The organism is Aeromicrobium sp. (assembly GCF_036676885.1).
Classification (GTDB): Bacteria; Actinomycetota; Actinomycetes; order Propionibacteriales; family Nocardioidaceae; genus Aeromicrobium.
The window spans coordinates 1-6536 of sequence record NZ_JAKFCB010000246.1 but is presented as its reverse complement, the minus strand read 5'-3'; the positions used below and the strand labels follow the sequence as shown (position 1 = coordinate 6536).

The window sequence follows — 6536 nt, the reverse complement described above, 5'->3', positions numbered from 1 at the left end:
CCGCATGGATTACAACGTCGCAGACCTCTCCCTGGCGGAGTACGGTCGCAAGGAAATCGATCTCGCCGAGCACGAGATGCCCGGCCTCATGGCCATGCGCGAGCGCTACGGCAAGGACAAGCCGCTCGCCGGAGCCCGCATCGCCGGCTCGCTGCACATGACGATCCAGACGGCGGTGCTGATCGAGACCCTCGTGGACCTCGGCGCCGATGTCCGCTGGGCGACGTGCAACATCTTCTCGACGCAGGACCACGCTGCTGCCGCTGTCGTCGTCGGCCGCGACGGCACGGTCGACAACCCCCAGGGCACGCCTGTCTTCGCCTGGAAGGGCGAGACCCTCGCCGAGTACTGGGACGAGGCCGAGAAGGTCTTCGACTTCCCCGAGGGTGGCCCCAACGTGCTCCTCGACGACGGCGGCGACATCACGATGCTGCTGCACCTCGGTGTCGAGTACGAGAAGACCGGCAGCGTGCCGTCGCAGGAAAGCACCGACAACGAGGAGTTCAAGGAGGTGCTGCGCGTCCTGGCCCGTTCGGTCGAGACCAAGCCGCAGCACTGGACCAACATCTCCAAGGACATCAAGGGCGTCTCCGAGGAGACCACCACCGGCGTGCTTCGCCTGTACGACCGCTTCCGTGAGGGCACGCTGCTCTTCCCGGCGATCAACGTCAACGACTCGGTCACCAAGAGCAAGTTCGACAACAAGTACGGCTGCCGCCATTCGCTGATCGACGGTCTCAACCGCGCCACCGACGTCATGATCGGCGGCAAGGTCGCCGTCGTCTGCGGCTACGGCGACGTCGGCAAGGGCTCCGCCGAGTCGCTGCGCGGCCAGGGCGCTCGCGTCATCGTCACCGAGATCGACCCGATCTGCGCGCTTCAGGCGGCGATGGACGGCTACGAGGTCAAGCGCCTCGAATCGGTCGTCGAGACGGCTGACATCTTCATCACGACGACGGGCAACTTCGACATCATCCGGGTCGAGCACTTCGAGAAGATGAAGCACCAGGCCATCGTCGGCAACATCGGCCACTTCGACAACGAGATCAACATGGCGGGCCTCGCCAAGATCCCCGGCATCGTCAAGGACGAGATCAAGCCCCAGGTCCACCAGTGGATCTTCCCCGACGGCAAGAAGATCATCGTGCTGTCGGAGGGCCGCCTGCTCAACCTGGGCAACGCGACCGGCCACCCGTCGTTCGTCATGTCGAACTCGTTCACCAACCAGGTTCTCGCGCAGATCGAGCTCTACTCGAAGGCCAGCCAGTACGAGCTGGGCGTGCACGTCCTGCCGAAGCACCTCGACGAAGAGGTCGCTCGTCTGCACCTCGACGCCCTCGGCGTCGAGCTGACCGAGCTCAGCAAGGAGCAGGCTGCCTACCTCGGCGTCGACGTGGCCGGTCCCTACAAGTCGGACCACTACCGCTACTGAGTCACGCGGTCCAGTCATGAACGGGCGTCACGGTGCGAGCCGTGACGCCCGTTGCTGTTCCATGCTCCGTATCATTCACTCATGAGCGAGCGCAGCGAGCGAACCATGTGGCTGGGTTCATGCGGGCGTCTCCGTATGGTGGGCTTCGTGGTGGAGACGACCGCATGAGCTATCGGCGCACGAAGCGTGATCGGGTGCTCGTCGTCGACGATGACGCGTCGCTGGCCGAGATGCTGACGATCGTCCTCGAGGGCGAGGGCCTCACCGCGGCGGTGTGCCGTTCGGGCGACCGCGTGATGGCGGCGTTCACCCAGTTCAAGCCCGATGTCGTGCTCCTCGACCTGATGCTCCCGGGGCTCGACGGCATGAGCGTGTGCCGCCAGATCCGGGAGAAGTCGGCGGTCCCGATCATCATGCTGACCGCCAAGTCGGACACGCCGGACGTCGTTGCTGGGCTCGAGGCCGGCGCCGACGACTACATCACCAAGCCGTTCAAGAACACCGAGCTGGTGGCCCGCGTCAGGGCCCGGTTGCGGCGTTCGGACCAGCTCGCCGAGCCGCTCGTGTTCGGTGACATCGTCCTCGACCCGGCCGGCCACACCGTGACCCGCAAGGGCGAGCCGCTCGAGCTCACCCCGCTGGAGTTCGACCTGCTGGCCTGCCTGCTCAGCGATCCCGCGCAGGTCTTCACCCGGGAGACCCTGCTGCAGAAGGTCTGGGGCTACCACCACCCCGGCGACACGAAGCTCGTCAACGTCCACATGACCCGCCTCAGGTCGAAGATCGAGGACGACGCCGAGGACCCGCAGATCATCCGCACCGTGCGCGGCGTCGGCTACCAGGCGATCACGCCGCCGGCATGACACTGCAACGCCCGTCCGGCGGTTCCTGATGCGGCGCGTGACCAGCATCTGGCGCCGGTCGATCCAGGCCCGCGTCGTGACGAGCACGATCCTGCTCAGCGCCCTGGTCATCTCGTTGACCGGCTGGGCCCTGCTGCGCGACGTTGCCGGCGGGCTGGCCGACAGCCGCCGGCTCGCGGCGATCTCCGAGGCCAGGTCGGGATTCGACTACGCGCAGACCCAGCTCGACGCGACGGTGGAGAGCGAGCCGGCGACGCAGTCACAGGCCCTGACGCAGCTCGTCGACTCGCTCACGAGCTCGCGCGGCGCCAAGCGTACGTACGAGCTGGTGCTCGAAGGACCGTTGCTGAACGGCGAAGGAGAGGTTCCCGTACGCTCCTCGGCCGCGATCGAGCCGGGTTCGCTGCCGGACGACCTCGATCAGGCGGTCAGGGACAGTCCGGGCACGTACTGGCGCTACTCCGATCTCGCGCTGCTCGGCTCGTCGGAGGCCACTCCCTCGGTCGTGGTCGGCAGCCAGCTGCGCGCGCCCGGTACAGGCGACACGTACGCGCTGTTCTACCTGTTCTCGATGGAGGACCAGCAGGAGACTCTGGACCTCGTCCGCAACGCGCTCCTGCTCGGCGGGCTGGCGATGGTGCTGATGGTCGGCGGGGTCGCGTGGCTCGTGTCGCGGCAGGTGCTCGACCCCGTACGTCTGGCCCGCCGGATCGCCGAGCGCTACGCCAGCGGCAACCTCGAGCAACGCATGCACGTCAGCGGTGAGGACGACATCGCCCGGCTCAGCTCGTCGTTCAACCAGATGGCGGCGAGCCTGCAGAGCCAGATCCGCCGCCTGGAGAATCTGTCGCGCCTGCAGCAACGCTTCGTCTCGGACGTCTCCCACGAGCTCCGCACGCCGCTCACGACGGTGCAGATGGCCAGCGAGGTGCTCTACGACTCGCGGGACCGCTTCGACCCGCAGACCGCGCGGTCGGCCGAGCTGCTCAAGGGCGAGCTCGACCGCTTCGAGTCGCTGCTGTCGGACCTGCTGGACCTGAGCCGCTTCGACGCGGGAGCGGCCAAGCTCGAGCTCGACACGATCGACCTCAGCCAGGTGGCCAAGCACGCCGCGGACGACCCGACGCTGGCCCGCAAGGGCATCAAGGTCCGGCTTGTCGGCGTCGACGAGCCGGCGATCGTGGAGGCCGACATCCGGCGGATCGACCGGATCGTGCGCAACCTGCTGACCAACGCCGCGAAGTACAGCGGATCGCCGCGCGTCGAGATCGAGGTCGCGCAGAACGAGCACTGCGTCTCGCTCGCGGTGCGCGACTTCGGCGTCGGCCTCTCCGGGGACGAGAACCTCCGGGTCTTCGACCGCTTCTGGCGCGCCGACCCCGCCCGTACGCAGGGCGGCACGGGGCTGGGCCTGGCGATCTCCCGCGAGGACGCGGCGCTGCATGGCGGGACGCTGCAGGCCTGGGGCCGACCGGGCGAGGGCACCGAGTTCGTCCTCACGATCCCCAAGCCCGAGGGCACCGCCAAGTTCCCCGCGATCGTGTCGGTGTTCGCATGAAGACCTTCACCCGGGCCCGGACCACCGGCAGCGTGGCGGTGACGGCGCTGCTGCTGGCCGTGTCTGCGTGCGCCGGCATCCCCTCGTCGGGTCCCGTCACCAAGGTCGCCGACGACGGGGGCCTCGGCGAGAGCACCGTCCGCTACTCGCCGGCGCGTCCGGCGAAGGGGGCCTCGCCCCAGCAGATCGTGCGCGGCTACCTCGACGCGATGCTGGCCTATCCCGCGTCCTCGGGCACCGCGACGGCCTTCCTGACACCCACCGCTGCCAAGGGGTGGAGCCCGTCGGCGGGGGTGCGGGTCTATTCGTCCGCCGGGCTCTCCGGGCCGACGCTCGCCGCGGGTGACGACGGCGAGACCACCGACAAGGCGCGCAGCCCGGTGCAGATCGAGACCCGACTCGTCGAGGACGCCAGGCTTGACCGGCAGGGGCACTACACGCGGCGCGCCCGCCCAGCAGAGATCACCTACCGGCTCGAACGGGTCGACAGCGAGTGGCGCATCGCCAACCCGCAGATCGGGCTCCTGGTCAGCCGCAAGTTCTTCGACGACTACTTCCGCCCGTTCAACCTCTTCAACTTCGACCGGCCCGGTCGCCGGCTGGTGCCGGACCCGGTCCATCTGCTGGTGGGTGACCAGCTCGCCACCGGGCTGCTCACGAGCCTCGCACGTGGCCCAGCGGGGTCGTCTGCCGAGACCGTGCGTACGTACGTCCCGCCGCTGGACACGCTGCGACCTTCGGTTCCGGTGTCCGACGACGGTGTCGCCGATGTGGAGTTCACCACGGACTTCTCGGCGATGAGCGAATCGGTCCGGGATCATCTGTCGGCGCAGATCGTCTGGACGCTGCGCCAGGTCCCGGACGTGTCGGCGGTCCGGCTGGCCGGCGCCACGTCGGTGATCTCGGGCGACGGCGGCGCCCCCCAGAGCGTCAGCTCGTGGGGCGGCTACGGGCCGGCGCTCGCACGCGGTCACGCGTACGCGATCAGCGACAACCGCGTCGTGCAGATCGACGACGACGTGGTCAAGCCGGTCAGCGGTGCATGGGGTCGTGATGCGCGGGGTGCGGTGTCGATCGGCGTCTCCGACGACGGCGTCGCCGGTGTGCTCGCCGGACGCAACCTCGTGCGCATCACCGACCGCAGTGGCGGGGACGCGCGTACGTTCGCCGGGTCGCGGTTCATCCCGCCTCGATGGGACGGTGAGGGCAACGTGTGGCTGCTCGACCACCGCGGCACCCGGACCCGCGTGCGCCTGGTGACCGGTGACGGGATCCGTACGCTCGGCACCGGCCGGCTGGCCCGCCTCGATGTGACGACGTTCGCCCTGTCCCCTGATGGCTCGCGGTATGCCGTCACGGCGCGCGACGCCGGAGGCGCGTCGATCCGGGTCGGCTGGGTCGAGCGGGACCGCAAGGACCGGATCCTCGGCCTCGGAGACCCGACCGAGATCTACACGCCCGCGGCGTCGCCGCGATCGCTGTCATGGTCGTCGGGGACCGAGGTCAGCTATCTCGCCGAGACCCAGTCCGGCCGGCAGGTCTTCACCACGGCGATCGACGGGTCCCTGACCTCCGGTGGCCTCTCCCGAGGCGGGGTCCTGCTGCCCGACGTCGGCGCGAGCACGCTGGCGATCGGCACCGGGCCGACCCCCAACCGCTACGCCGCCGACGCCCGCAACCGGCTGTGGTTCCTGGCGCCCGGCGCGTCGTGGCGACTGCTGCCCGGCGCCAAGGTCACAGGTCTGACGTACGGTCGCTGACGTCCACAACCGCGCGGCAGCCGGGTGTGGCTGGCGGCTCCGGCGGGGATGCTCGGTGGATGCGTGACCTCCTGATCCCGGCGGCCGACCTCCTGCTCGGTGCCCGATGTGCAGGCTGCGGCCGACCGGCCCTGACGCTGTGCCGTACGTGTGGCGACGAGATCCGGGCTGACCCCGCCGTCGCGTGGCCCACACCCTGCCCGCGTACGTTGCGATGGCCCACCCGCGTGACACCGATCGCCGCAGGGGACAACACCGACCTGCTGCGGCGCGTGCTGATCGCGTGGAAGGAGGGCGGCAACACCAGGCTGACCTCGGTGCTCGGCCACCTCCTCGCGTCCGCCGTCGTCGACCACGCCCGAGCGGCACGTCCGGTCGTGCTCGTCCCGGTCCCCACGTCGCGTCGCAGCAGACGAGAGCGCGGCTGCGACCTTGTCGACGAGCTCGCCCGCGCGGCCGCGCGGCTGCTCCGTCAGGTCGGGGTCGACGCCCGTGTCTCGCAGGCGTTGGCGCCGGCTCGGGCGACGGTCGACCAGGTGGGGCTCGGTGCTGCCGAGCGGGCCAACAACCTGCACGGTGCGTTCAGGCTGCGCACCAGCCGGTCGCTCAACAGTCGGGACGCCATCGTCGTCGATGACATCCTGACCACCGGAGCGACCGTCTCGGAGGCGGTGCGGGTCCTGAGCGCCGCGGGTCACAGGCCCATCGGCATCGCGGTCGTCGCGGCGACCCCTCGGATTCCCAAGGACATTCCTGAGCATCACAGATGAAGTTGGCACCATCTCTGGTGAATCCTTGGAGCGCGGTCTAACGTCACAGGTATGGCATGAAGACGGCGCTGAAGTCGAGCGCGACACCGAGGCAAGGGAGTTCCCATGGAAATTGTCGTCAACGGTCGCAACAGCGAGATCTCCGAACGCTTT

At 69.2% G+C, this 6536-nt stretch carries 5 protein-coding genes; all 5 read left to right on the top strand.

What is annotated here, in order from left to right; genetic code table 11:
• The first annotated feature begins 4 nt into the window (after positions 1 to 4).
• The 5 genes from ahcY (at position 5) to V6M46_RS10990 (ending at position 6383) form a co-directional block, all read left to right on the top strand.
• On the top strand, positions 5 to 1432 hold the full coding sequence (gene ahcY / locus V6M46_RS11010) for an adenosylhomocysteinase (RefSeq protein WP_332664820.1): 1428 nt from the start codon (positions 5 to 7) through the stop codon (positions 1430 to 1432).
• A 164-nt stretch (positions 1433 to 1596) separates the two neighbouring features.
• The gene (gene mtrA / locus V6M46_RS11005) at positions 1597 to 2295 is read left to right on the top strand and encodes an MtrAB system response regulator MtrA (RefSeq protein ID WP_332664818.1); all 699 of its coding nucleotides are present in this window, start codon (positions 1597 to 1599) and stop codon (positions 2293 to 2295) included.
• 37 nt (positions 2296 to 2332) lie between these two features.
• Entirely contained in the window at positions 2333 to 3853 is a 1521-nt protein-coding gene (mtrB, locus tag V6M46_RS11000; RefSeq protein ID WP_332664816.1) for an MtrAB system histidine kinase MtrB, read from the top strand.
• The gene (locus V6M46_RS10995; RefSeq protein WP_332664814.1) at positions 3850 to 5613 is read left to right on the top strand and encodes an LpqB family beta-propeller domain-containing protein; all 1764 of its coding nucleotides are present in this window, start codon (positions 3850 to 3852) and stop codon (positions 5611 to 5613) included. The genes mtrB and V6M46_RS10995 overlap by 4 nt, the downstream gene beginning before the upstream one ends.
• A gap of 59 nt (positions 5614 to 5672) precedes the next feature.
• Positions 5673 to 6383, top strand: a complete 711-nt coding sequence (locus tag V6M46_RS10990) for a ComF family protein (RefSeq protein ID WP_332664812.1) — start codon at positions 5673 to 5675, stop codon at positions 6381 to 6383.
• The last annotated feature ends 153 nt before the right edge of the window (positions 6384 to 6536 follow it).